Source organism: Pseudomonas sp. WMBT8 (assembly GCF_050916005.1).
Taxonomy (GTDB): domain Bacteria; phylum Pseudomonadota; class Gammaproteobacteria; order Pseudomonadales; family Pseudomonadaceae; genus Aquipseudomonas.
In genome coordinates this window covers 3,359,489-3,385,418 of the sequence record NZ_CP188096.1, presented here as the reverse complement: position 1 = coordinate 3,385,418, position 25,930 = coordinate 3,359,489, and the positions used below count along the sequence as shown (strand labels likewise).

21 protein-coding genes are annotated in these 25,930 nt (G+C 64.1%); 6 read left to right on the top strand and 15 right to left on the bottom strand.

Annotation, left to right across the window (positions count from 1 at the left end; genetic code table 11):
- The 5 genes from ACO77H_RS15570 (at nucleotide 1) to ACO77H_RS15550 (ending at nucleotide 5,870) form a co-directional block, all read left to right on the top strand.
- Nucleotides 1-1,557, top strand: coding sequence for an ABC transporter substrate-binding protein (locus ACO77H_RS15570; protein WP_432754222.1), 1,557 nt, complete (start codon nucleotides 1-3; stop codon nucleotides 1,555-1,557).
- On the top strand, nucleotides 1,550-2,620 hold the full coding sequence (locus ACO77H_RS15565; protein ID WP_432754221.1) for an ABC transporter permease: 1,071 nt from the start codon (nucleotides 1,550-1,552) through the stop codon (nucleotides 2,618-2,620). The genes ACO77H_RS15570 and ACO77H_RS15565 overlap by 8 nt, the downstream gene beginning before the upstream one ends.
- On the top strand, nucleotides 2,617-3,453 hold the full coding sequence (locus ACO77H_RS15560; protein ID WP_169953145.1) for an ABC transporter permease: 837 nt from the start codon (nucleotides 2,617-2,619) through the stop codon (nucleotides 3,451-3,453). The genes ACO77H_RS15565 and ACO77H_RS15560 overlap by 4 nt, the downstream gene beginning before the upstream one ends.
- Nucleotides 3,450-5,228 carry a dipeptide ABC transporter ATP-binding protein gene (locus tag ACO77H_RS15555; protein WP_432754220.1) on the top strand — a complete coding sequence of 593 codons (1,779 nt, stop codon included), beginning with the start codon at nucleotides 3,450-3,452 and terminating at the stop codon, nucleotides 5,226-5,228. The genes ACO77H_RS15560 and ACO77H_RS15555 overlap by 4 nt, the downstream gene beginning before the upstream one ends.
- 183 nt (nucleotides 5,229-5,411) lie before the next feature.
- On the top strand, nucleotides 5,412-5,870 hold the full coding sequence (locus ACO77H_RS15550) for an REP-associated tyrosine transposase (RefSeq protein ID WP_172311567.1): 459 nt from the start codon (nucleotides 5,412-5,414) through the stop codon (nucleotides 5,868-5,870).
- A 32-nt stretch (nucleotides 5,871-5,902) separates the two neighbouring features.
- Here the strand turns inward: ACO77H_RS15550 and ACO77H_RS15545 are convergent, their stop codons facing one another.
- From ACO77H_RS15545 to ACO77H_RS15520, 6 genes are all read right to left on the bottom strand, one after another.
- Nucleotides 5,903-6,991, bottom strand: a complete 1,089-nt coding sequence (locus tag ACO77H_RS15545; RefSeq protein ID WP_432754219.1) for an LLM class flavin-dependent oxidoreductase — start codon at nucleotides 6,989-6,991, stop codon at nucleotides 5,903-5,905.
- A 12-nt stretch (nucleotides 6,992-7,003) separates the two neighbouring features.
- Nucleotides 7,004-9,565 carry a TonB-dependent receptor plug domain-containing protein gene (locus tag ACO77H_RS15540; protein ID WP_170041275.1) on the bottom strand — a complete coding sequence of 854 codons (2,562 nt, stop codon included), beginning with the start codon at nucleotides 9,563-9,565 and terminating at the stop codon, nucleotides 7,004-7,006.
- Between the two features lie 129 nt (nucleotides 9,566-9,694).
- Complete coding sequence (locus ACO77H_RS15535) at nucleotides 9,695-11,251, bottom strand: ABC transporter substrate-binding protein (protein ID WP_432754218.1); 1,557 nt, start codon at nucleotides 11,249-11,251, stop codon at nucleotides 9,695-9,697.
- 4 nt (nucleotides 11,252-11,255) lie between these two features.
- Entirely contained in the window at nucleotides 11,256-12,458 is a 1,203-nt protein-coding gene (locus ACO77H_RS15530) for an LLM class flavin-dependent oxidoreductase (RefSeq protein WP_169953158.1), read from the bottom strand.
- A 13-nt stretch (nucleotides 12,459-12,471) separates the two neighbouring features.
- Nucleotides 12,472-13,695 (bottom strand): alpha/beta hydrolase, encoded by a 1,224-nt coding sequence (locus ACO77H_RS15525; RefSeq protein WP_170041278.1) that lies wholly within the window; start codon nucleotides 13,693-13,695, stop codon nucleotides 12,472-12,474.
- Between the two features lie 14 nt (nucleotides 13,696-13,709).
- On the bottom strand, nucleotides 13,710-14,768 hold the full coding sequence (locus ACO77H_RS15520; RefSeq protein WP_169953162.1) for an ABC transporter substrate-binding protein: 1,059 nt from the start codon (nucleotides 14,766-14,768) through the stop codon (nucleotides 13,710-13,712).
- Nucleotides 14,769-15,171: 403 nt separating this feature from the next.
- On the opposite strand from ACO77H_RS15520, the gene ACO77H_RS15515 reads away from it, so the two are divergent.
- Complete coding sequence (locus ACO77H_RS15515; RefSeq protein ID WP_169953164.1) at nucleotides 15,172-16,248, top strand: sigma-54 interaction domain-containing protein; 1,077 nt, start codon at nucleotides 15,172-15,174, stop codon at nucleotides 16,246-16,248.
- Nucleotides 16,249-16,379: 131 nt separating this feature from the next.
- Here ACO77H_RS15515 and ACO77H_RS15510 read toward each other — a convergent pair whose 3' ends face one another.
- From ACO77H_RS15510 to ACO77H_RS15470, 9 genes are all read right to left on the bottom strand, one after another.
- Nucleotides 16,380-17,693 (bottom strand): carbohydrate porin, encoded by a 1,314-nt coding sequence (locus tag ACO77H_RS15510; RefSeq protein ID WP_432754217.1) that lies wholly within the window; start codon nucleotides 17,691-17,693, stop codon nucleotides 16,380-16,382.
- A 192-nt stretch (nucleotides 17,694-17,885) separates the two neighbouring features.
- Nucleotides 17,886-18,656 carry an SDR family NAD(P)-dependent oxidoreductase gene (locus ACO77H_RS15505; protein ID WP_169953168.1) on the bottom strand — a complete coding sequence of 257 codons (771 nt, stop codon included), beginning with the start codon at nucleotides 18,654-18,656 and terminating at the stop codon, nucleotides 17,886-17,888.
- Between the two features lie 71 nt (nucleotides 18,657-18,727).
- Nucleotides 18,728-19,786, bottom strand: coding sequence for an L-rhamnose/proton symporter RhaT (gene rhaT, locus ACO77H_RS15500; protein WP_170041282.1), 1,059 nt, complete (start codon nucleotides 19,784-19,786; stop codon nucleotides 18,728-18,730).
- A gap of 42 nt (nucleotides 19,787-19,828) precedes the next feature.
- The gene (gene rhaM / locus ACO77H_RS15495) at nucleotides 19,829-20,149 is read right to left on the bottom strand and encodes an L-rhamnose mutarotase (protein WP_170041283.1); all 321 of its coding nucleotides are present in this window, start codon (nucleotides 20,147-20,149) and stop codon (nucleotides 19,829-19,831) included.
- Nucleotides 20,149-21,033: an amidohydrolase family protein gene (locus ACO77H_RS15490; protein ID WP_432754216.1), complete on the bottom strand. Its 885-nt coding sequence runs from the start codon at nucleotides 21,031-21,033 to the stop codon at nucleotides 20,149-20,151. The genes rhaM and ACO77H_RS15490 overlap by 1 nt, the downstream gene beginning before the upstream one ends.
- Before the next feature lie 69 nt (nucleotides 21,034-21,102).
- Complete coding sequence (gene aldA, locus ACO77H_RS15485) at nucleotides 21,103-22,536, bottom strand: aldehyde dehydrogenase (protein ID WP_172311559.1); 1,434 nt, start codon at nucleotides 22,534-22,536, stop codon at nucleotides 21,103-21,105.
- Nucleotides 22,537-22,546: 10 nt separating this feature from the next.
- Nucleotides 22,547-23,347, bottom strand: coding sequence for an HpcH/HpaI aldolase family protein (locus tag ACO77H_RS15480; RefSeq protein WP_170041286.1), 801 nt, complete (start codon nucleotides 23,345-23,347; stop codon nucleotides 22,547-22,549).
- Between the two features lie 11 nt (nucleotides 23,348-23,358).
- A complete protein-coding gene (gene rhmD, locus ACO77H_RS15475) occupies nucleotides 23,359-24,543 on the bottom strand; it encodes an L-rhamnonate dehydratase (protein ID WP_432754215.1) in 1,185 nt (394 codons plus the stop codon).
- Nucleotides 24,544-24,559: 16 nt separating this feature from the next.
- Nucleotides 24,560-25,855 (bottom strand): MFS transporter, encoded by a 1,296-nt coding sequence (locus ACO77H_RS15470; protein ID WP_170041287.1) that lies wholly within the window; start codon nucleotides 25,853-25,855, stop codon nucleotides 24,560-24,562.
- Nucleotides 25,856-25,930: the final 75 nt, after the last annotated feature.

Sequence of the window (25,930 nt, the reverse complement as noted above, 5' to 3'; positions counted from 1 at the left end):
ATGGGTGATGGATTTTCCCGCCGAGCCTTCCTCGGCAGCAGCCTGACGCTGGGCGGCGGTTTGCTGCTCGGTGGCTGCGACGCAGGCCCGGCCAGCCAGGGCGCGGTGCTGCTGTCGAGCAAGCCGGTGAGTGGCGGACGCCTGCGTATCGGCATTATCGACGGCGACCAGTCCGGCAACCTCGATGCCCACAAGCCGGTGGGTGGCGGGATCATCCGGGGCTGGGCGCTGTACAGCAAGTTCTGGGAGTGGAACACCGACGTCAGCACCCGCCTGGCCCTGGCCGAATTCGCCGAGCCCAATGCCGATGCCAGCGCCTGGACCATCCGCATCAAGCCGGGCCTGGAGTTTCATCACGGCAAGACCATTGGCGCCGATGACATGCTGTTCTCGCTGCTGCGCCTGACCGATCCCAAGCTGGCGTCACCGTTTGCCGGGCTGGTGGGGGCGATTGACCGCAATGCCTTGCGCAAGCTCGATGAGCGCACCATCGAAATCCGCTTCAAGCAGGGGCAGAGCTTTTTCCCCCTGGATGAAACCCTGATCAGCTTTGGCGGCATTGTCCCCACCGACTACGACCCGGTGACCAACCCGGTCGGCGCCGGGCCCTACAAGCTCAAGCGTTTTGTTCCTGGCCAGCGCTCGCTCTACAGCCGCTTTGAAAACTACTACAAGCCCGGCCAGCCATACGCCGACGAGCTGGAAATCATTGAATTCAAGGATCAGGTGTCGCGCGTCGCAGCCCTGCGCGCCGGGCAAATTGACGTGGCCAGTGGGGTGCAGGCTGAACACAGCGCCTTGCTCAAGGCCGATGCGCGGTTGAGCCTGTGTGTCTCGCCAAGTACCTCGTTTACCGGCTTGAACCTCAACCTGGCCAAGCCACCGTTTGACGATGTGCGGGTGCGCCAGGCCTTCCGCTTGTTGGCCGATCGCCAGGAACTGGTGGACCGTGGCCTCAACGGCTTTGGGCGAATCGCCAACGACCTGTATTCGCCCCACGACCCGACCTACAACCACACGCTGGCCCAGCGCCCGTATGACCTGGAGCAAGCGCGTTCACTGCTGCGCCAGGCCGGGCAAAGCGATCTGCGCGTGGAACTGACCAGCACCCCGGGCCCCGGCGTCAATGCGGCACTGGTGTTCGCCCAGCAGGCAAAAAAGGCCGGGGTCGAGGTGCGCGTGACCCAGGTTGACGGCGCGGTATTCAACGGCCCGCAGCGGGAACAATGGCAAGTGTCGCCCGGCTCGACCCCGGCCCGGGGTTTCCTGGCGTCGGCGTTGCACAACGACGCGCCCCTGGCGATCTACAACCGCAGCAACTTCCATGACCCCCGTTTCGCCGACCTGTACCGCCAGGCCCTGGCCCAACCCGACCTGGCGCTGCGCAAAGGCCTGGTGCACGAGGCCCAGCAGATCCAGCACGAGCGCGGTGGCCTGCTGATCTGGGGCTTCAACGATGTGCTGGATGCCGCCTCGGTACGGGTTGGCGGGCTGGGCCCGGAACAGACTACCTTTGCCTCCTGGCGCTTTGATGAGTTGTGGTTGAACCATGTCTGAGTCGTCCTGCGTCAGCCCACACCGCGCCCCACGTACACCGGCCTGGCTGTCCTGGTTTATCGGGCGCCTGGGCTACGGCCTGCTTACCGCCTGGGTCATCAGCCTGGTGGTGTTTATCGCCACCCAGGCACTGCCATCCGACCCGGCGCGAGTGATCCTCGGCCCGGATGCGCCGCTGGAAAGTATCCTTACCCTGCAACGCCAACTGGGCCTGGACCAGCCGATCCTCTGGCAATACGTGCGCTGGCTGGGCGCCGCCTTGAGCGGTGAACTGGGGGTGTCGCTGGACTCCAACGCGCCGGTGGCCAGCATCCTCTGGGGGCGGTTTGGCTACACCCTGGCGTTGCTTGCCGGGGTGATCGCGCTGGTGGTGCCGGCAGCCCTGGTGCTTGGCGTGTCCCTGGCTTTGCGCCGGGACAGCACCCTGGACCGCTGGAGCCTGTCGCTGTTGATTTTCCTCAAGGCCACGCCGGGGTTTCTCCTGGCCATCGGCCTGGTGCTGCTGTTTTCCATGCCCCATATGGGCTGGCTGCCGGCCGTGTCGATCCTCGATCCGGACCTGTCGCTATGGCGCCAACTTAAGTTCCTGATCCTGCCGGTGTTGGCCCTGAGCCTGTCGGCGCTGCCTTATCTGACGCGCATGGTGCGCGCGGCGCTGATTGACGCGCTGGAATCCGACTACGTGATCGCCGCGCGCCTGCGCGGCATTCCCAGGTGGCGCATTGTCTGGTGCCACACCTTGCCCAATGCCCTGGTGCCGGCGATCCAGGGTGTGGCCCTGACCCTGCGCACGCTGATCGGCGGCGCGGTGCTGGCCGAGGTGATCTTCAGCTACCCCGGCATCGGCACTGCCCTCAATGCGGCGATCCAGATGCGCGACCTGCCGATGATCCAGGCCATTGTGCTGGTGATCACCCTGGCGGTGGTGCTGATCAATCTGCTGGCCGACCTGTTGACGGTGCTGCTGACCCCCAAACTGCGCACGGCCCGCCGTGTGACCATGATCCAGCGCAACCGCCGGGGCATTACCCCGTGGTGGCGGCGCTCCCGAGGTGATGCATGACGACCCCTGGCACTTGGCGCTGGCTGGCTGAACCCCAGGCCCGCAAAGGTTTGGTGATTACCCTGCTGGTGGTGGCCGTGGCCCTGGTCGGCCCCCTGTTGGCACCGCACGGCCCGACGGACATGGTCGGCCCGGTGTACGGTGCGCCGGCCGGTGGGGCCTGGCTGGGCTACGACTTTCTTGGTCACGATGTGCTGTCGCGCTTGCTCAGTGGCGGCCTGTCGGTGTTGTGGATGTCAGTGGCCGCGGCGGTCATCGCCCTGGCCATCGGTACCACCCTGGGCTTGCTCGCGGGCCTGTCGCGGCGGCGCCTGGATCAGTTGATTACCTGGTCGGCAGACGTCTGCCTGGCGTTTCCCGACCTGATCCTGGTGCTGTTGATCGTGTCGATGCTCGGGCGTGCGCCCTGGCTGATTGTGCTCACGGTGTCGATCGCGTTCATCCCTGGGGTGATCCGCCTGGCGCGGGCCAGCGCGGTGGCCGTGGCGGGGCAGGAGTTTGTCGAGGCGGCGCAGATGATGGGCTATTCCCGACGGCGCATTCTGTTCCAGGAGATCCTGCCGAACATCCTCACGCCGTTGTTGGTGCACTTGGGCAACATGCTGACCTGGGGTGTAGGCATGCTCTCGGGCCTGAGCTTCCTCGGCTATGGCGTGGCCCCGCCGACGGCGGACTGGGGCCTGATGATCAACGAAAACCAGGCCGGGCTGCTGGTCCAGCCCTGGGCCGTGCTCGCGCCGGCGCTGCTGATCGGCGTATTCGCCTACGGCACCAATATCCTCGCCGAAGGCATCGGCCGCAGCAGTGCGCGGATGGGAGAAAAACAGCCATGAACGCCATTACCGAAATCGACACCCGGGTGTTGCAGGTCCAGGACTTGCGGGTGGAACTGCCGGGCCAGGTGGATGTGGTGTCCGGGGTGTCCTTCACCCTGCAGGCCGGTGAAATTCTGGGCCTGGTGGGGGAGTCCGGCTCGGGCAAGACCACGCTGGCCACGGCCTTGCTGGCCCATGCCCGGCGCGGCGCACGCATCGTTGGCGGGCAGGTGCAGGTGGCCGGCCAGGCCTTGTTGGAGCTGCACGGCGAAGCCTTGCGCCAGGCCCGTGGCAGCCTGATCGGCTACGTTGCCCAGGACCCTGCCACCGCGCTGAACCCGGCGTTGCGCATTGGCACATTGTTGGCCGAAACCCTGGCCGCCCATCAATGCCCTCTCGATCGCGCCACACAACAGCAGCGCATTGCCCAGACCCTGGTCGACGTGGGCTTGCCTGGCGACCATGAGTTCCTGCGGCGCTTTCCCCATCAATTGTCCGGTGGTCAGCAACAGCGGGTGATGCTGGCGCTGGCCTTCGTCCTGCGCCCGCGCCTGATTGTGCTGGATGAGCCGACCACGGCCCTGGACGTCAGCACCCAGGCGCACATCCTCGCCACGTTGCGCCGGCTGTGCAAAAGCCAGGGCGTGGCGGCGGTGTATGTGTCCCACGACCTGGCGGTGATCAAGGATCTGGTGGACCGGGTGATGGTCATGTATGCCGGGCGTATCGTCGAATCCGCCAGCCGCGCCGCACTGTTCAGCCTGCCGTCCCATCCGTATACCCGAGGCTTGTTGGCGGCGATCCCCGATGTGGCCGGGCGCCGCGAATTACAGGCCATCGCCGGCCACGCCCCAGCGCCTGGGCAACGCCCCCAGGGCTGTGGTTTCGGCCCGCGCTGCGCGCGTTTTGGCCCACGTTGCGCGCTGGCCGAGCCTGCGTTGCAGGCGTTTGCGCAGGGCCACACGGTGGCCTGTTTCGACCCCCATGACCAACCGCCGCAGGTCATTGCCCTGACACCGATTGCCGACAGTCATGGGCAAACCGCTGCGCCGTTGCTGGAGATATCCGGCCTGAACGTCGCCTATGACCGCCAGGTGTTGTTCGAGGTGTCGTTGCAACTGCGCCCGGGCGAATGCCTGGCGCTGGTGGGTGAGTCGGGCTCCGGCAAGACCAGCCTGGCCCGGGCCGTCGCCGGTCTTGGCGAGAACGCCGAGGGCGAGCTGCATTATGCCGGGCGCCCCTTGCCCCTCCAGGCGAGGCAACGGGACGCGGGGCTGCGCCACCAGATCCAATACATCTTCCAGAACCCGTACCGCGCCTTGAATCCCCGGCAAACCGTGTACCAGACCCTCAGCGCACCGCTGCAGCACTTTTTCGCGATCAACGGCCAAGCTGCCCGCGAACGAGTGCATGGCGTACTCAAGCGTGTCTCGCTGGCAGCCTCGGTGGCCGACCTGTATCCCCACAGCCTGTCGGGCGGCGAACGCCAGCGCGTGGCCATTGCCCGGGCCCTGCTGTGTGAGCCGACCCTGCTGATCTGCGATGAAATCACCTCGGCGCTGGATGTCTCGGTACAAGCCTCGATCCTCGACCTGCTGCGCCAACTACAGCGTGACGGCTTGACGTTGCTGTTCGTGACCCACGACCTGGGCGTGGTACGGGCGATTGCCGACCGGGTGCTGGTGCTGAAAACGGGGCGGGTAGTGGAGCAGGGCGCGGTGGACCAGGTGCTGGACCAGCCCCAGGCGGCGTATACCCGCACGTTGCTTGAGCATTCGCCGACATTGGGCTGATGGGCACCGCTGCGCGGTGATCGCCGGCAAGCCGGCTCCTACAATGCAAATGCATACTCCTGTAGGAGCCGGCTTGCCGGCGATCGCGCCCTCACGGACACATCCTGCGTCAATGCCACACCTCACTCTTGCATTCCCCGCACTAGCCTTTCCCTTCTGTATTTCCAACAGGAGGACAAAGGATTGTCCACACTTCCTCACGCTAAAAATCTGCGCAATGGCCGCTATTCTCAATCTGGTCAGATCTACCTACTTACCGCCGTCACTCAACATCGCGCACCGGTCTTTGCCGACTGGTGTGTTGGCCGATTGGTTGTGCATGAATTTCGCCACGCACAGATCGAAGGCCTCGCCGACTCCCTGGCCTGGGTGGTGATGCCTGATCATTTTCATTGGCTGATCGAACTCAAGCAAAGCACTCTCCCTGCGCTGATGCTTGCCACCAAATCCCGCAGCGCTCGCGCGGTGAACGCGCGTATGGGCCGGTCAGGTCGGTTCTGGCAGAAGGGTTTCCATGATCGAGCGATTCGCCGTGAGGAGGACCTTGCGACAGTCGCCCGCTACATCGTCGCCAACCCGTTGAGGGCCGGGTTGGTAACGCGGGTGCATGATTATCCGTTGTGGGACGCGATATGGGTTTGAATCTACCGACGCAATCGCCGGCAAGCCGGCTCCTACAATGCATATGCGGCTTGCCGCCGCCGTACCTCTTCATGCACCGCCGGAATGATCCAGCGTCCGTAATCCACTGTGTCGTACAACGGGTCGTATCCCCGGTTGAGAAAGGTCGTCACTCCCAGGTCCACATAGTCGAGCAACGCCTGGGCCACGGTTTCCGGGGTGCCGACCAGGGCGGTGGTGTCGCCGTAGGCACCGACAGCGGTGGCGGTGGGCATCCATAGGGCGCGGTCGTGGCGGTCGCCCTGGGCGGCGGCGGCCAGCAGGCGTTCGGAGCCGGTGCCCTTGATTCGTTTCTGCCACGGGCTGCCTGCGGCAAACTGCGGGTTGGCCTTGATCTGCGCGAGGATCTGCTCGGCCCGTTGCCATGCCAGTTCCTCGGTCGCGCCCAGGATCAGGCGCACCGACAAACTCACCCGTGGCGCCTGCACCCCCGCCGCGCTGGCGGCGGCCTTGAGCTTGCCGATCTGTTCGGCGACGCCGCTCAACGGTTCGCCCCACAGCGCGTAGAGGTCCGCATGCTTGACCGCAATCTGATAGGCAATGTCCGACGAGCCGCCAAACGAGATTGGGATATGGGGCTGCTGCAAGGGCTTGACCGGCGAGAACGCGCCCTTGATGTTGAAGTACTCGCCCTCGAAGTCGAACGGCTCTTCGGCGGTCCAGGTGCGCCGCACAATCTCCAAGTACTCATCGGTGCGTTTGTAGCGCGCGGTCTTGTCCAGCAGGAAGTCACCTTCCTGGGGTTCGGCGGTGATCCCGGTAATCGCGTGCAGGCGGATTCGCCCGCCACCGGTGGTGTGATCCAGGGTGGCGAATGAGCGGGCGGCGACCGTCGGCGGGGTCAGGCCCGGCCGGTGGGCGATCATGAAACCCAGGCGCTCGGTGTGGGCCGCCGCATACGCGGCGATCTGCAAGCTGTCGGCGCTGCCGGGGCCGCTGGCGATCAGCACGCGGTCAAAGCCCGCATGCTCATGGGCGCGCGCATGGTGGCGGATAAAATCGAGGTCAAAGTCGGGGCTGCGAACGCCACGGGTCTCGGACCACTGGCGAGGGAAAATCATGCCGACAAATTCAATGGACATGGGGTGCTCCGGTCAGAACTGATAGTCGACCTGGGCCAGCAGCGTGCGGCCAGGCATGGGTTGCAAAAAGGTATTGGTGGAACCGGCCAGGCCGCTGACGAAGTTCAGCTCGTTGGTCAGGTTCAGCACGCGCAAGGTGGTGCTCCACTGCGGCTGGCGGTAGTACACGGCAAGGTCGAGGTTGTATTCGTTGGGGATCTTCACGGTCTTGCTCAGGTTCAAGTACCAACTGCTGGTCCACCAGCCGGACAGTTCGGCACCCAAGCCCGAGTCGAAGCGATAATCCACATAGCCACTGGCGGTGTATTCGGGGATCTGCACCGCATCAAAGCGCCCGGACGCGCGCTGGTTGAGGCTGTTGTTATCGCCAAACACGGTGCCGTTGTCGGGGATGAACCCGGCGGAGGCAAAGCCGGCCTGGGAGGTGAATTCGTTGTAGGCATTGAGCTTGGACAGGTTCAGGCCGCTGCGCAGATGCTCGTCGGGCTGGTAGCGCACGGTGGCCTCGACGCCTTTGATGATCAGCCTGGCAATGTTGTTATTGCTGTCGGGCGCCTGGTCCCGGGCCTGCTTGAAGGCGGCCAGGGTCATGAACAGCTCGTTGGGCACGGCCTCGACCTTGACCCCCACTTCGTGCAACACGCTCAGGCTCTGGAACGCCAGCGGGTTGAGCTGGTTGGCGCCAGTGCCGCTGCCCCAGCCCAGGCCGTTGGAAAAGAACCCGGTGTTGACGGCCAGCGAACGGTCGAAGGTGTAGTAGAGCGTGGTGTTGTCCGTGGGCTTGACGTAGGGGCTGAGCTGGAAGGCAAACAGGCGGTAGTTGTCGCTGTCCTGGCGCCGATTGCCACCGGCCAGCACGAACGGGTTCTCGATCTCGGCTTCGATCCAGCTGCGGCTGGCGCCGATATTCAAGCCCAGGTAATCGCCATATTTGAGGTTGTGCTGGCTGAACAGGGTTTTGGTGACCCAGGTGCTTTCGGCGGTGTAGGGCGCTACCGACTCGGCGTACAACCCATGCCCGGCCGGGAACATCGCCGGCAGGCTCAACCAGCCGTAGTAGTTGGAGTATTGCGCGACGCCCGGTTGGCCGATCCACGCCCCATTGCCGCCGGCCGGGTTGGCACCGGTCAGGCCCAGCAGGTCGCCGGGGTTCTTGCCGGACGGGTTTTGGGTCAGGTCATAGGCGTTGATGGTCGAGCCGAAGCTGTTGTTGGCGGCAATCGACTGGTTGGACTCACGGCGGTAAATCAGCCCGCTGTTGCTGTCATCGCGCAGGGTCCAGGGGCCGAGGCGGGTTTCATTGCGTGAGCGAAACTCAAAGCGGTTGTCGAAGATATTGTCCTTGGACTGCACCTGGAACGCGCCCACCGCGTCGGTGGTGTCCCGGGAGCGCTGGTAGAACGTGCTGTTGGCGACGGTGATGGTCGGCGACAGGTCGGCCTCGATGCGCAGTTGCGTGGTAAAGCGCCGGGAGCTGCTTTCGTCCTCCTTGCGTTGCCCGGTTTGCGACGATAACGAGCGTTCGCCATTGCCTGCCAGCGTGGGGTCATATACCCAGCCGCGCAGGCTGCCGGGGTTGGCCTGGGTGTTGGGCGAGGCATTCTGGAAGCTGCCGTCGACCACGGCGTATTGGCCCTGGGCATTGCGCTGGCGCTGCACCCAGCCCAGGGTCGGGGCATCGGCGGCCCCAGAGGCCAGGACCGGCGACCACAGGGTGTTGCCGTTCTGGATAATCGGCGTGGCGCGGCCGGCGTAATACTTGCCGTGGTCCACCAGGTCCTGGGTTGCGCGGTTCCAGCCGTGGGTGATGTTGTAGTCGTAGTAATCGTCGTAGCTGGCGTTCCAGTCCACCCGCACATTGTCATTGCGCCAGGCCAGGGCACCGTAGAACGCGTCGAAATTGTTGTCGACGTTGTCGTAGAAGTCCTCCTGGCGCTGCTTGGTGATACTCAGGCGATAGGCCAGGTTGTCGCTGAGCGGGCCGGTGTTATCGACACTGAACTTGCCGCTGCTGCGTGAGGTGCCATCGGGTATCCACGAGCCCACTTCGCCGCTGAGCCTGGTCTTGAACTGGTTGAAGTCGGGTTTCTTGCTCAGGTAGTTGACGTAGCCGCCACTGCCGGACACCGAGCCATAGGTCACCGACGAAGGCCCGGCGACGATATCGGCGCCTTCATAGGCGTTGAAATTGGCCGGATGGCGCACGCCATAAGCGCGTTGGCCATCCTGGAACACTTCCGAGCCCTGGGCGCGGAACTGCGGGGCAATCCCGGCGTTCTGCCCACCGCCGCGGGTGATGCCGGGGGCATATTTGACCAGGTCGTCGGCGCTGCGGATCGAGTCGTTGGCCAACTGCTCGGCATTGATCTGCACAACTGAGCGTGGCGTGTCGAGCACCTTGGTTTCGGTGCCGCCATAGACCGAGGTCGGTGGGCGGGTGGGCAGGGCGTCGTCCTCGGACGCGCTGGCACTGGCCTGCACGGTCACGGTTTGCAGTTGGGTATCGGCGGCAAAGGCCTGGATTGGCAGGCCTGCCGCCAGCAGCAGGGGTAAACGCAAGGCGATAGCGTGCATGGCAAAAATGCCTCATCAAAAAATAAAAGGATGGCCCCCTGTAGGAGCCGGCATGCCGGCGATGAGGCCCTTGAGGTTTGCTGTGTTTTCAAGGACGCCATCGCCGGCAAGCCGGCTCCTACAGGGGCGTCAGGCGCTGTCTTTGAGCCAGAGTTTTTCAAAGCGCCAGGTGCTGAACAGCGACTCTTCGGCCTGTGCGCCGCCAACGCGGGTGGACACGCCGTCGAGCAGGTCGGCATAGCCCCAGATCAACATGCCACCGCGCTCGTACTGGATCTGCTGCACCTGATGCACCAGTGCCTTGCGTTTTTCCAGGTCGGGCTGGGCCATGGCGGCCAGGAACAGTTCGCTGAACTGCGGGTCGTGGAAGTGGGTTTTATTGGACACTGCAAACGGTGCATCGGTGTGAATCGCACTGGCGAGGAACGGCGCGCCGATGCTGCCGCCGGTGCTCAGCGCCCAGTCGTTTTTCTGCGGGCCCTGGAAGGTCGCCAGGTCCACCTGCTTGACCTTGAGGGTCACGCCAATGCGCTTGGCTTGTTCGGCCAGCACCAGGGCCGAACTCAAACCGGTGCCGGGCGTGGTGATCAGCTCCACTTCAAGGTTCTCCTGGCCCGCTGCCTTGAGCAGTTGTGCTGCCCGTTGCGGGTCGTAGGGGCGCGGGCCGAGGCTGTGGTTGAAGGTCGGGTCGCTGGGCGCATACAGGTCATTGGCCACCCGGCCCTGGCCGTTGAGGGCGCGGCGCACCAGTTCTTCGCGGTCGGCCATCAGGCGCAAGGCTTCGCGCACCCTGGGGTCGTTGAACGGCGGCTTGTCCAGGTTCATATCGAACGACAGCCAATTGCCGCTCACCGATTTGATCACCTGCAGGCGCGGGTCCTTGGCCAGGATCGGCAACTGCTCGGTGGGCAGCACGTTGGCCATGTCGATCTGCCCGGCGCGCAGGGCGGCCAGGCGTGACACCTGATCCTTGAAGTCGATGATTTCCAGCTCGTCGGCGTAGGGCTTGCCATCCTTGTAGTAGTTCTCGAAACGGGTAAACAGCGAGCGCTGGCCGGGGGTGAAACTCTTGAGTTTGTAGGGCCCGGCACCCACCGGGTTGGTGACGGGGTGGTAATCCACCGGCACGATCCCGCCGAAGTTGACCCAGGTTTCCGCCAGCGGCAGGTAGCTGCGCCCGTCGCGAAAGCTCAGGCGCACGGTACGGTTGTCGAGCTTGACCAGGTTGTCGCGGTCCACCCAGTGCAACAGCGCGGCATAGGGCGAAGCCAGCTGCGGGTCGGTGAGGCGGCGGATCGAGAAGATCAGGTCATCGGCGTCGATGGTCTTGCCATTGTGAAACTCCAGGCCCGGGCGCAGGCGCAGGGTCCACGCGCTGGCGTCGGCATTCGGCTCTGCCAGCTCGGCCAGGGCCAGGCGCGGTTGCATCTGCTCGTCCCATTCCCACAGTTTGCTGTACAGCGCAAAGCCGCGCACGATGCCGCTGCCAATGGGCTTGTGGGCATCGAGGTTGCCGCTCTGGTTGCCGTCGAGGATCCCCAGGCGCAGGCGCCCACCGTAACGCGGCTGGTCATTGGCAATGCCGGCTGCCGGTGTGTCGGCGGGACCGCAACCGGCCAGCAGCAGGCCCCCGCCGACGGTGGCGCTGTAGCCGAGAAAGTCCCGGCGGCTGAGCAGTAAGGTCATGGTGTCAGGCTCCGCCATTGGCCGAGTGCAGCGCGCGCACGGGTTCCGGGGCGCGGCTTAGTTCGGCGCGTTCATTGCGAAAGTGCGGCAGGATGTGCTCGCCCAGGCGATAGGCCTCTTCCAGGTGCGGGTAGCCGGCAAGGAAGAACAGGTCGATGCCAATGGCGTTGTACTCACGGATCCGCGCCACCACGTTCTCGTAGCTGCCCACCAGCGCGCAGCCAGGCGGGATGCCGATGTAGCCGAAGCCAGTCCACACATTGGGATGGATAAAAAAGTCCTCGAAGCCCTGGGTTTCGTTTTTCTCGGCAAAGCCTTGCTCGTAGCTCAACTTGCGCGCGGTGCGCAGGCCCGCGTGGGCGGCCACGGCCTTGACCGCGCCACGGGCGATGCCCTCGTCGAAGAAACGCTTGGCTTCGGTGCGCGCCAGTTCCTCGGTTTCGCGGGTGATGACGTCAATCGATAGGCCAAAGCGGATATCCGTGCGCCCCCACCTCAAGGCGCGCTCGCGCAAGTCTGCGATCAATGCCGCGATTTCATCGGGATGCTCGGCGCGCATCAGGTAGAAATCGGCATGCTTGGCGGCAAACTCGCGGGCGGCAATGGACGAGCCGGCGGTGCAGATCAGCGGCAGCTCGGCCTTCTTCAACGGCCCGCGCAGCCCGCCACCATCGGCCTTGTAGAACTTGCCGTCGTAGTGGAAGGTCTCGTTGTGCCAATAGCCCTTGACCACATCCATAAACTCGGTGGCGCGCTCATAGCGTTCGTCGTGGTCGCTGAAATCGCCGACCTGGCGCTGGATGGCGTCCGAACCGCCGTTGATGATGTTCCACACCAGGCGGTTGCCGGTGGCGCGCTGGTAGGTGGCAGCCTGTTGCACCGCGACCCACGGGGTGTAGTGGTAGGGCTGGAACGCCGTGACAAACTGCAGGGTGCGGGTTTCCCGGGCCAGCAGCGAGCACACGGTCCACGGTTCTTCGCCGGTGGGCGCGTTGACCATCAGCGCGCCGCCAAAGCCATTGATTTCGGCGGCCTTGGCGATTTGCCCGAGGTAGTCGATATAAGTGAAGTGATCGCCGACGCTGAAGCCGGACACCGCGCCGGTACTGGCGCCGCCCCGATGCCAGTCGCCACGGTTGCGCGGGTCGCCGGGCAAAAACTGGGTCTCGCCGTGCAGTGGCAGGCGGGTGAAGAATTCGATGCTCATGAAAACCTCCGGCTTATTGCACGCTGGGATTGCAGATCGGCGTGATCGGTTGGTCGTTGATGACCTTGTGGGCGAAAGGCACGGAGTCCTTCAGCGAGGCATTGACCGTCGGGCTATGGCCCAGACCCTTGTACAGGTGGCCCTCGACGATGGAGCCGGCTTTGCACGCGTCCTGCATCAGTGCCACTTGGGTGGACGCCGCCGGGGTCTTGTCCTCGGCGCCGGTGCCGATAAATACCGGCTGTGCGGTTTTCAGGGTGGGGTACGACACTTGCGCCAGCCACGGAGCGAGCTGCTTGCCCTGGTAGTCCTTCTTCGCGTTGGCCGGGGTCAGGCCGATGCCTTCGACGTCGCTGACCAGAGCCGCGAGGCAACTGGTGCGCGCCTGCTCGAACAGCGGCAGGGCCTTGTCGGTATAGAAGTCCCGGGGGTCGATGCTCGGGTCATATTGCTGGGCCGCGAGCAAGGTATAGAAGCCGTAGGCCAGGGACGCGTCGACCTTGTTGGGGTCCTGTTCACCCACGTTTTTCGCGCCGACGGTGTAGATCACCCCGGTGCCGATGCTGCCCTTGACCCCAAGGTCGGGCGCATAGGTGGCGGCATATGCGGCCGAGGCAAACGCGCCGGCGCCGCCCTGGGACTGGCCGACAATCAGCACCTTGTTCGCCAGCCCAGGCACACCCGCCACCACGGCCTTGGCCGCATCGAGAATGCCGTAGGCGGCCATGCGATTGTTCAGCAACGGATGCCCGCCGGGGACGCCCAGGCCCTGATAATCGGTGGCGACCACGGCAAACCCTTCATCCAGCCAGCGGCTGAGGTACTGCACGTCACGGTACGAACGGCCCTGCCACGACGGCGCGCATACATCAGCGACCCCGACCGTGCCATGCCCCCAACTGGCCACCGGCCAACCGCCGGCCGGAGCCTTGCCCTTGGGCAGGAACAGGGTGCCGGAGACCACCACCGGGGTTTTGTTGTCGATGCCATCGGTGGAGGTATAGAGAATGCGCTGGGCACTGGCGGCATTGGGCAGGCTCAGGGTTTTTTCCAGGGGTTCGCTGCGCAGCAGTTTGCCGGGGGTGGCCGGGATGACTTTTTCCCAGGTGTAGAACGCCGAGACACGGCCATCGCCTTGCAGTGGGTCGGGCTTGGGCGCGTGCACGTCGGCCGCCAGGGCGCTCATGGACAGTGCCAGGATGCTGAGGCCGAAGGCGAAGGAGCGGGGCAGATTCATCGGTAATTTCCCTATCAAGGTTGGGTGCTGACCTGGCCACGCAGGGCAGGCCAGTAGTCGGTGAGTTGCAGGTCGATCAGGGCCTGGCGGGTAAAGCCGGTGGCCAGGGACGGGCTGATGTCGTAGTGGTCGCGGATCAGGTGGTTGGCCAGGGCGTAGGCCGTCAGCGCCTGGTAGTGGGCCTTGAGCTGCGCGTCGCTTTTCGGCGCCCAGCGTTCTTGCCAGGCCACCGGGTCGTCCTGGTCGTCACGGCGCAGCACGCTTTCAGCGGTGCCGGCGCGCGAAGACAATTGGTAATAGGCGTCCTGGTTCTGCGTCTGGGAAATCCACCAGGCAGCCTTGACCCAGGCCGTGGCGAGCAATTGGGTGATATCCGGGTGCTGCTGCACAAAGGCGTCGGTGCCCCACAGGTCGGAGATCAGCCGCCAGTCGTTGCTGCCTTGCTTGGTCGACCAGATGATCTTGCCCACGCCTTTGTCTTCCAGGGCATAGGCCTCGCTCAACAGCACCGCTGCATCGACCTTGCCGGCCGACACCGCCGCCGCGCCGACTTGCGGGTTGAGGTTGGCAATCTTGAAGTCGTCGAGCTTGAGGCCCTTGCTCGCCAGGAAGTTACTGAAGGCAAACTCCCAGGGGCGGCCACGGTGCAGGGCCAGGCGCTTGCCCTTGAGGTCTTCGATGCTGTTGGCGCTGGAGCCTGCGGGCACCACCAGGTAGATGTTATTGCCGCTGCCGCCGGGCACGATCAACTTGCCCGGCACGCCACCGGCTCCGGCGATCACCGAGGGCAGGTCACCGCGCACGGCGAAGTCCAGGGTGTTGTTGCTGAAGCCTTCGTTGATCTGCGGGCCGGCGCCGGCGTGGGGCAGGGCGATCCATTGCAGCTTGACCCCGCGCTCGCGCAGTTGCGTTTCCAGCCAGCCATCCTCGATCACCCGCCCGGCGATCCCACCGAATACCGGCTTGCCGCCCTGGGTGTAGGCGACGATGGCGATTTTTACCGAGGCTGGCGGCTGCGCCAGCGCGAGCGTACTGACCAGCACAGCGAACAATGCGGCGATCCATTTATTCATCGAGATTCCCCTGCCAATTTGAAGACCTGCCCTGGTAGAAGCCCGGCTTGCTGGCGATGAGGCCGTTGAGCCTTGCAGCGTTTAACCGCACGCCATTGCCGGCAAGCCGGCTCCTCCAGGGGAGGGTGTTGGCAGGGAGAGAGCAGATTGCATGCCAGCGTCGCTCGAATGCCCTCAGAGCCCCAACAACCGTGGCCTTTAGCGTTTACCGCGGGGCGCTGGCGCACGCCCGGTTGTTGATGGATAGACAGGCAACTGCTGGCCGGTTGCTGCTCCAGCAGCAGCCGTGGCGTGCAGTGTTGGTATATGCGATGTGGGAATATATAAATACGAATTAATAATTAAATGGTCTAGAAAACTTCATGCACTATTGAGCACGCGCTTTTACTGCCAGGAATGCACCATGTCGTTGATCACTCATCCCAATGCCCGCGAATTGACCAAGTCGGTGCGTGCCACCGTGCTGGTGTTCAAGGACCCGCGCTCCCAGGAATTGCTGGCGCGGATCGAGCGCCTGGCGCCCAGCGAGGCCAATACCTTGATCATTGGCGAAACGGGCACCGGCAAGGAACTGGTGGCGCGGCACATCCATAACCTGAGCCGGCGTGGCCGCGAACCGTTTGTGGCGGTGAACTGCGGGGCCTTTGCCGAAACCCTGGTGGAGAGCGAGTTGTTCGGCCATGAAAAAGGTGCGTTCACCGGCGCCACCACCCATAAGGCCGGCTGGTTCGAAGCGGCCAACGGCGGCACGTTGTTCCTCGATGAAATTGGCGATTTGCCGTTGAACATGCAGGTCAAGTTACTGCGGGTGTTGCAGGAGCGCGAAGTGGTGCGCCTGGGCTCGCGCACGCCGATCCCGATCAATGTGCGCCTGGTGGCCGCCACCAACGTCAACCTGGCCGACGCGGTGGTCGCCGGGCATTTTCGCGAGGATCTGTTCTACCGCCTGCACGTCGCGACCATCCGCCTGCCGCCACTGCGCGAACGCCCCGGCGACATCCTGCCCCTGGCGGAGTTTTTCCTCGAAGAACATTGCCAGCGCCTGGGCTACAACCGCGCAAGCCTGAGCCCGGAAGCCGAGCGCAAAATGCTCGAGCACAGCTGGCCGGGCAACATTCGCGAACTGGAGAACGCCATCCACCACGCCTTGCTGGTGTGCCGCAACCAACGGGTGCAGCCTGCGGACCTGCACCTGGTGGACATGCGCTCGTCCGGCATCCGCCAGGACGAAGCCAACCACGCCCTGCCGGCCCCCAGCGGCCCGGTGGACCTGGAAGCGGCGCTCAATGCACTGTTCGAGCAGAACATCCCGGACCTTTACGAGCACATTGAAGAAACCGTGTTTCGTGCAGCGTATCGCTACTGCCATGGCAACCAATTGCAGACCGGGCGCTTGCTCAATATCAGCCGCAATATCGTGCGGGCGCGGCTGGAGAAGATAGGGGAGTTGGGCAAGCCGGCGTTGCTTGAGGGGCAGTGATGAGGTTGGGCCGCCTGGCAGCCGAACCTGTGGGAGCGGGCTTGCCCGCGATGGCGGTATTGGTTGACTGACCGCTATCGCTGGTAAACCCGCTCCTGCAAGAGGGATGCAATTTTGCATTCCCCCAGCCCTCAGAAATCGGCAATAAACTGCACCCCACCCACCACCGCTCCACGGGTTTGCGTCACCCCACCCGGATATTTCACATATTGCAGGTTAGGCCGCACCATCAGCCATTGGGTGGCCTGCACGCCGTAGTTGACCTCGTAGCTGTATTCGCGCCGCTGTTCAGGCAGATCCCCTATGCCCGTCACACCCGTGCGTGCGTTGAGTGCCTGGGTGTTGTCGGTATAGCGCTCACTGACCTTAAGTTTCGACGCACCGACGCCAAAAGTGTCATGCGGCCGCGCGTCGAAGGGGCCTCGGTAGATCAGGCCGACCTGCACCAGGCTCTTGATCATGCTTTTGTCCGGGTCGTTCATGGCAAGGTTGGCAAACACGTTGAGCCCGCGTTTGTCGTTGCCATCGACAGTGGTCAGTTGCTGTTGGCCCGACAACCACCAGCCGGCATTGCTCGAATACATCCGGTAGGGTTTCTGGCTGCTGGCTGCATAGTTGCCGTCAGCGTCCTTGAGCATGTCCTGGGTGTCGGCATTGGCGTAGTAGTAGCCGGCGTGGTATTCCGAACTGAGGCCGCCGATGCGCCCCTTCCAGATGGCTTCGACAGGGAAGCTGGTGCCTTGGGAGCCGCTGATGAACGGCTTGAAGCCATTGCTCGCCTCGGCGTTGCCAGGGTTTTTGTCGTAGGCGCCAACCTGCACCGCGAACACGTCGGTGAACTGGTATTTGGCACGCACCGCCCATTGGCTGATGGGGAAACTGTTCCACACGCCATTCCAGTTGCCTTCCTGGGAACCGCACAGGGTCACGTTCTGGAACTCGCAGGGGAACTGGTCAAAGTCCTCGCCATGGCCGAAGCGCCCCAGTTTCACGGCCAGCTTGCGCTCGAAGAACTTCTGCTCGTACCAGAACTGTGACAGGCGCCAGGCATTGCCGCCGCCGAACACTTCCATGGTCGAGGTCAGGCCGGTGGCGTCGGGGTGATGTACGCGGTCATTGGTAATGTCCTTGCCATGGCGCTCGCCGATGCCGATGCGCAAGGTTGCGTCCTGCCAGCCCCAGAGTTTTTGCAGGTCCATGGTTACGCCGAGGATCAGTTGATCGCTCCAGCGCGCAGTCATATGGGAGTCATAGCCGCCGCCGAGGTTGGAGCCCACTTCGCCGACGTATTTGAGGATGAAGTCATAGCCCTGTTCGGCGAGCTGCGGGCGCAGGCCGTTCCAGTCGCCGAGCATGGCCGGGGAGCCAGGGTCCAGCAGGCCGGCGCTCAGGGCGCAGGTGGAAACCGTGCTGCATAGCAGGGCCAGGGGGAGGTTGATGCGCATGAGTGCTCCTTGGTTTTATTGTTGTTATCCGGGGTAAAACACAAATTCCAGGTACACACAGACCTCCAGTGTGGGAGAGGGCTGGCTCGCGATGGCGGTGGTTCAGTGATGAATCGGCTGACTGACACACTGCTATTGCGAGCAAGCCCGCTCCCACATTGGATCTTTGGTGTGTGGGGGCGGTGTCGGGGGTTACTGCAAGTTGACGAACAACCCGCCATCCACCAGCAACGAGGCGCCGGTTACGTAGCGCGCCATGTCCGAGGCCAGGAACACGATCGGCCCGGCGACGTCGTCCGGTTCGCCCAGGCGGCCCAGGGGTGTGCGGGAGGTCATGTAGGCGAGTTTTTCTGCGTCAGCCAGGTCTTGCTTGTTGATGTCGGTGGCGATGGTGCCCGGCAGTACCGAGTTGCAGCGAATGCCATAAGGCCCCAGGGCGATGGCGCAGGATTGCATCAACGAATGCAGGCCGGCCTTGGTCGGGGTGTAGTGGGTCTGCATGCCGCCACCTACCAGGGCGCTGATGGAACTGACGGCAATGATCGCGCCGCCACGGCCCTGGTTCTTCATCTGGTTGGCCGCCGCCTGCACGGCGAAGTAGGCGCCGTTGAGGTTGGTATTGACCGTCTTGAGGTAGACCTCGCGCGGCATGTCGAGGAACGAATGGAACGGGCAGATCCCGGCGTTGTTGACGAACACATCGACACTGCCGAAGGCCTCGACTGCCCCCGCCACCAGCTTGTCGCCGGTGTCCGGGTCGGCGGCATCACCGCCTACTTCAATGGCCTGGCCACCGAACGCGCGGATCTCCTCGATCAACGACAGCGCGGCCTGGGTGCCTTGCGTGCTGGCGCTATGGCCGATCACCACACGGGCGCCCTGGCGTGCACATTCGCGGGCGGCAGCGCGGCCGATGCCACGGGAGGCGCCGGTGATGATCACGGTTTTGTCTGCTAGCAACATGGGAAATCTCCTGGAAAAAATATAACGCTGTTGTAGGAGCAAGCTCGCCCCGACAAAAAGGCATTGCGGCCTCAGCCGAGGTAATTACCGTAGCCAACCATGGCAATGGCGCCGAGGATCACCGCGATCCCGGCCACCAGCACGCCCTTGTTGGCCGTGCTGGTGCCGTGCCATTCGCGAAAGTAGAGGCCCCAGCAATTGGACACAATGATGATGAAAGACATGTGCAACACCCACGAGCTGGCGTCGTTCTGCAGGCGGCTTTCGCCCATGCCGTAGAAAAAGAATTGCAAGAACCACAAGGTCCCGGCGCACGCCACCAGCAGGTAGTTGCGCAATAGCGGGGCGTTGCGGTCGGTGTAGTTGTGGAACGTGCGGTTGCGCCAGTTCAGCCACAGGCACCAGATGCCGTTGGTGGTCAGGCCACCCCACATGATCACCATGAACGTCACGTTGTTCTGGAACAGGCTGTTGGCGCCATGTTCCACGGCGGCGGCGGCCAGTGGGCGCCCGGCGGAAATACCGTAGCTGAAGCAGGCGCTCAACACCCCGGAAATCACCGCCACCAGCATGCCCTTGCCCAGGGCGAACTCGCTGACGCTGGCGAACTTTACCGCCTGGGACACTTCCCGTTCCTTGATCAGCCCGGCCTTGCCGCACACCGCGATGCCGATCAGCGACACGGCCACGCCCCACAGCACCCAATGCCCGCCTTGTGAGGCAAGCATCGAGGTCAGGGTGCCCTCTGTCTCGTGGGTGAACAGGTCGCGGTACAAGGCGGGCATCAGGGCGCCGAGGGCCGAGGTCAGGCCCATGATCAGCGACATGCCCAAAGACAGCCCCAGGTAGCGCATGGTCAGGCCGAACGTCAGCCCGCCGATGCCCCACAGCACGCCGAACATATAGGTCCAGAGCAGGGTGCTGGTGTCGGCGTTGCGCAGGATTTCGACCCAGCTGGGTACGGTCAATTGCGCGGCAATCAGCGGCACGATCAGCCACGACACCAGGCCGCCGGTGATCCAGTAGCTTTCCCAGGCCCAGCCACCAACTTTTTTGTAGGGGATGTAGAAACTGCCGGAGGCAAAGCCACCGATCAAATGCAGAATCACACCGAGGAGAATGATTTCCACGTGTTCGAATCCTTTTTATTGTTGTGATGAGGAGCCAATGGCTCAGTCGGGCGTAAGGCTGAACATCGGTTCAAGATCCACGCTGACCGGTGCGTTATCCGCGTGGCTGGGCATGATGTCTTGCATGTATTGCCACCAGCGTTGCATCAGCGCGGTACCGGGCAGGGCGTCCAGGCCGTGCTCATCGGTATGGGTCAATACGGCGAACAGCGCGTTGGTGGACGCGTCGAGGAAGATCCGGTAGTCCAGCACGCCGGCATCGCGCAGGGCCTGGGCCAGTTCCGGCCAGATCTGCTCATGGCGCCGGCGGTACTCGGCAGCCATGCCGGGGTTGAGGTTCATGCGAAAGGCACGGGTCGGCATCAGAGGCCTCCAGGTGGCAGTGTCGGGCTGTAGATACGCACGGCGTTGTGCAGGAAGAATTTTTCCTGCACGGCCTGGGGCTGATCAGCCATGCAGCGTTTGACCAGGCCCAGGGTGGTGGCGAAATCGGCCAGGTGGTCGCTGTTGGGCCAGTCGCTGCCGAAGAAGCAGCGGTCTTCGCCAAACGCGTCCCACAGCACGGCCAGGCGGTCGTTGTAGAACGCGGTGTCGACGATCAAGCCGTTGGGCCCGTGCTGGGGGATTTCTGCCAGTTTGGCGAACACATTGGGCCGTTCGGCCAAGTGCAGCAGGTCGGCGTGGTAGGCCGCTTCCTGGCCCGCAGGGACCTGGGCATTGGGCAGGTGATCGACAATGATGCGCAGCTGCGGCAGGGCATCGCTCAGGTGCAGCAGGCCCTTGATCAATCGTGGCTCAGGGTTGGCGCTGTCCAGGCACCGCCCGCAATCGGCGAGCTGGCGCAGGCCGTCGATGAACCCTGGACGGGTTTGGTCCACCAGCAAATCACGCTGCCACAGGTTGCCGTAGCGCAGGCCCAGGAACAGCGGCTCGTAGGCGAGCGCGGCAAGGTCGCCGGCAAATTGTGGGTGCAGTGGGTCGAGGTTGCCGACAAAGCCAAGCATCCGAGGGTCACTGCGCAGGGTTTGCAGCAACCAATGGTTGTCGTCGCGCCACGGGCTGGCTTCCACGGCGATTGCGCCGATCACCTGGTGTTCGGCGGCCAATGCCCAGTAATCCTCGGGCAGATGCGCGGCGTACAAACGGTTGCCCGGCTCGGGCCACGGGATGCCCTGGGGGCGGCGTGGGTCGAACAGGTGCAGGTGGCTGTCGATGATCGGGCCGTTGTAGAGGTTGGCAATGCTCATTGCGTAATCCTTGTTGGAAGGGGTGGTTGTTGGGGCCGGCACTCGCGTGTCGGCGCCCGTTGCCCCACCTCAGCTCTGCAGGTACACCACATGGGTATGGGTGTATTCGTACAGGCCGTGCTTGCCATCGGCGCCGCCGATCCCGGATTTGCGCACGCCGGCATGGAAGCCCTGCATCGCCTCGAAGTTCTCGCGGTTGACGTAGGTTTCGCCAAAGGCCAACTCGCGCACCGCATGCATGGCCTTGCCCAGGTCACGGGTGTAGATCGAGGAGGTCAGGCCATAGTCGCAGTCGTTGGCCAGGGCGATGGCTTCGTCGAGGTCGTCGATGATTTGGACGGGCAGCACCGGACCGAAGATTTCTTCGCGCATGATATCCATGTCGGCGCGGCCACCGGCCAATACCGTGGGCTGGAAGTGAAAGCCTGCGCCGAGGTCGGCAATCTGTCCGCCCGTGACCAGGCTTGCGCCCTGGGCGAGGGCGGTGCGCACCTTGCGGTTGACGTTGTCCAGGCCCTGGCGGTTGATCAGCGGGCCCATCTCCACATCGGCCTGGGCCAGTGGGTCGCCGTAGCGGGTGGCGGCCATCGCCGCGCTGATGCGCTCGATAAACTGGTCGGCGACGCTGCGCTGCACGTACACCCGTTCGGCGCAGTTGCATACCTGGCCGCTGTTGATGATCCGCGAATCACGGATGGCCTTGACCGCCAGTTCCAGGTCGGCATCGGCCAGGACAATCGCCGGCGCCTTGCCACCCAGCTCCAGGTTGAGCTTGGTGATGTTGGGTGCTGCGGCGGTCATGATCCGCGAGCCGGTGGCGACGCTGCCGGTAAAGCTGATCATGTCCACGCCCTTGTGGGTGGTGAGGGCGCCGCCGACCTGGCCGTCGCCACACACCACGTTGAACACCCCCGCCGGCAGGTCGGTCTCGGCCACCAGCCGGGCGAATTCAAAGCAGTTGTTCGGCGTTTCTTCGCTGGGCTTGATCACGATGGTATTGCCGGTCAACAGCGCCGGGGCCATCTTGCGGGCGATGAGGAAGAACGGGAAGTTCCACGGCAGGATCCCCGCTACCACGCCCAGGGGCTTGCGGAACAGGAAGATGTTTTCGTTGGGCCGGTCGCTGGTGATGATCTCGCCTTCGATGCGGCGCGCCCATTCGGCCATGTAGTCGAGGTAGTCGGCGGTGAAGTTGACTTCAACCTCAGCCAGGCTGCTGATCTTGCCCTGTTCCAGAGTGATGGTGCGGGCCAGGTGGGCGACGTTTTCCCGCAGCTTGGCGGCGATGCGCCGCAAGTGCCCGGCGCGTTCGATGGCCGGTTTGCGCGCCCAGTCCTGTTGCGCGGCGCGGGCGGCGGCCAGGGCCTGGTCGACATCCTCGGCAGTGGCGGCCGGCACTTTGGACAGCAGCGCGCCGGTGGCGGGGTTGAGCACGTCGATGTGGGCGCTGCTTGGAGTAAAGCGGCCGTTGATGAAGTTCTGGTAGACCGGAACGGATGACATGGCAGGCTCCTCAGTATGTGCGCGACGGCGCTTTCGCGTCGGCGGCAGGGCGGTAGCGGGCAAGGGTGCTCAGGGCGCTCTGGCGCAGCAGGCTGATATCGATCGCCACCGCAATGAAGCGACAGCCCCACGCCTGGTAGCGGCGCGCGTCTTCTTCATTGGGCGCGAGGATGCCGCAGGCCTTGCCCGCCGCCAGGGTGGCGTTGACCGCGTGCTGGATGCGTTCCTGCACTTCGGGGTGGCCAGGGTTGCCCGCATGGCCGAGGCCGATGGACAGGTCGGCGGGGCCGATAAAGACCGCATCCACCCCTTCGACTGCGGCAATCGCCTCGACGTTTTCCACGCCCAGGCGCGACTCCACCTGCACGATCAGGCACAGCTCCTGGTGGGCGGTGGTGAGGTAGTTCTCGACGCCATCCCAGCGCGTGGCGCGGGTCAGGCCGCCGCCCACGCCACGTATACCGTGGGGCGGATAACGCATGGCGCGCACCAGGGCCTGGGCCTGCTCGGCGGTTTCGACCATGGGGATCATCAGGGTCTGCGCGCCGATATCCAGCAGTTGCTTGATCAGGTTGGCATCGCCGCTGACCGCACGCACCACGGGCGCGGTGTTGTAGGGCGCCACCGCCTGCAATTGGCTGAGCACACTGGGTACGGTATTGGGCGCGTGCTCGCCGTCGATCAGCATCCAGTCGTACCCGGTACTGGCGAGGATTTCCGCGCCGTAGCCGCTGGCGAAACCGGCCCAGATCCCGTATTGGCTGGCGTCCTGGCGCAGGCCGGCCTTGAACGCGTTATGAGGCATGTGCATGGCGAGGCTCCTTAGCGGTTATATGGACGATGCAGTTGGCAATCAGGGTTCAGGTCTACGCCGAAGCCTGGCTTGTCGAGCACCGACAAACGCATGCGGCCATTGACCGGGACCGGTTCGCCGAGCAGTTGCGGGTGGAACATCGGCACCACTTCATCGGCCTTGGGCGCCATCATCAAAAATTCGGCAAACGGGCTGTTCTGGCGGGTGGCGACGAAGTGGTAGCTGTAGACCGAGGAACCGTGCGGCACCACCATGGCGTTGTGCGCATCGGCCAGGGCGGAGATTTTCACCAATTCGGTCAGGCCGCCGCACCAGCCCACATCCGGCTGGATAATGTCGCAGCAGCCCATTTCCAGGAGCATGCGAAAGCCCCAGCGGGTCGCTTCGTGTTCGCCGGTGGTGACCAGCATGCCCTTGGGCACGTTATTGCGCAGGGCCGCATAGCCCCAGTAATCGTCGGGGGACAGGGCCTCTTCAATCCATTTCAGGCCGTATTCGTGGGCGCCAATCGCCAGTTTGGTGGCGTAGTTCAGGTCCAGGCTCATCCAGCAGTCGAGCATCAGCCAGAAGTCCGGGCCGACCCGTTCACGCATGCTCGCCAGCTCTTCGAGGTTCTTGCGCAGGCCTTCCTCACCTTCGGCCGGGCCGTGGTGCAGGGGCATCTTGCCGCCGATAAAGCCCATCTTCTGCGCCAGGTCCGGGCGCGCGCCGGTGGCGTAGAACTGCAATTCATCGCGCACCGCGCCGCCGAGCAATTGATGCACCGGTTCCTGGCGGATCTTGCCGAGCAGGTCCCACAGCGCCAGGTCGACCCCGGAGATGGTGTTGATCACCAGGCCCTTGCGCCCGTAGTACAGGGTGGACTGGTACATCTGGTCCCAGACTTTCTCGATATCGGTCACCCGCGCGCCCTCAAGGAAGCGCGCCAGGTGTTTCTCGACGATATAGGCCGCAGGCTCGCCGCCGGTGGTCACGGCAAACCCGACAGTGCCGTCGCTGGCTTCTACTTCCACGACCAACGTGCCGAGCACGTTGATGCCGAAACTGCGGCGGCTCTGGCGGTACTCGGGGTATTTGCTCATGGGTGTGGCGATGTGGTCGTCGATCCAGTGGCCGTCGGCCTGGTCGTGGTAATCCGCGCCGCCGCCACGCAAGACAAAGGCGCGCACGTGTTTGATGGTGATGTTGCCCATGGTGTGACTCCTGGAGTTAAACAGTGGCCGGCGTGTTCGACGCTGTGTGGCCGGGGGAGTGGATACCCAGCACCAGCAATGCAGCCAGTACCGTGGTGGCAGACAGTAGGTACAGGCCGGCTGCCGGGGAGTGGAAGGCGGTTTCCGCCCAGTTTTTCAGGACCGGCGCGATAAACCCGCCCAGTGCGCCAAAGGAGTTGATCAGGGCAATGCCCGCCGCCGCCGCGCTACCGGCCAGGTAGCTGGAGGGGAAGGTCCAGAACACCGGCTGCACCGCGATGAATCCGCTGGCGGCAAAGCACAGGGCGAGCATGCCCAGCAACGGGTTGGCGAAGGTGACCGAGCAGGCGATGCCGGCGGCGGCCATCACCAGGGTCAGGGACGCGGTACGCCGGCGCTCGCCGCTGCGGTCCGAATAACCGGGGATCCACCACGCGGCGAACAGCGCGCAGACCCAGGGAATCGCCGAGACCAACCCGACCATCAGGCCGACCTTGGTGCCGAGCAGGCCACTGACCTGGGTTGGCAGGTAAAACACCACGCCGTAGACACTGGCCTGGATCAGCAGGTAGATCAGGCACAGGTACAGCACCGACGGCTGGCACAGCACGCCGAGCAGGCTGCGGCCATGGGAGCCTTTGTGCTGGTCTTCTGCATCCAGCAGGTCCTGGATCTGGCGGCGCTCTTCAAGGCTCAGCCACTTGGCGTCGGCGGGGCGATTGTCCAGGTACCAATAGGCCCAGATGCCCACCGCCGAAGCCATCAGGCCTTCCACGGCGAACAGCCACTGCCAGCCGTGCAGGCCGCCGAAGCCGTCCATTTCCAGGAGCAGGCCAGACAGCGGGCTGCCAAAAATAAAGGCCAGGGGCGCGCCAAAATAGAAGAAGCCCATGGCCTTGCCACGCGCGGCCTGGGGAAACCAATAGGTGAGGTAGAGGATCACGCCGGGGAAAAACCCGGCTTCGGCCACGCCCAGCAGGAAGCGCAGGATGTAGAAGCTGGTTTCGTTATGGGCAAACACCATGGCCGCCGAGACCAGGCCCCAACTGACCATGATCCGGCACATCCACAGGCGGGCGCCGACGCGATGCAGGATCAGGTTGCTCGGTACTTCGAGCAACGCGTAGCCAACAAAAAACACCCCGGCGCCAAAGGCGAAGGCGGCGTCGCTCAGACCGGTGTCGGCCTGGAAGGCTTGTTTGGCGAACCCGACGTTGGCGCGGTCGAGGAAGGCCATGATGTACATCAGCAGCAAGAAGGGCAGGAGCCGCCAGGAAATCTTGGCGAGCAGGGACGCGGGCAGGGTGGTCATCTGGAAATCCTTTTGTAAGGCTTTGTTCTTATGGGCCGGACTGTACGGCGGCCGAGCAATGCGCTACAAATCGAA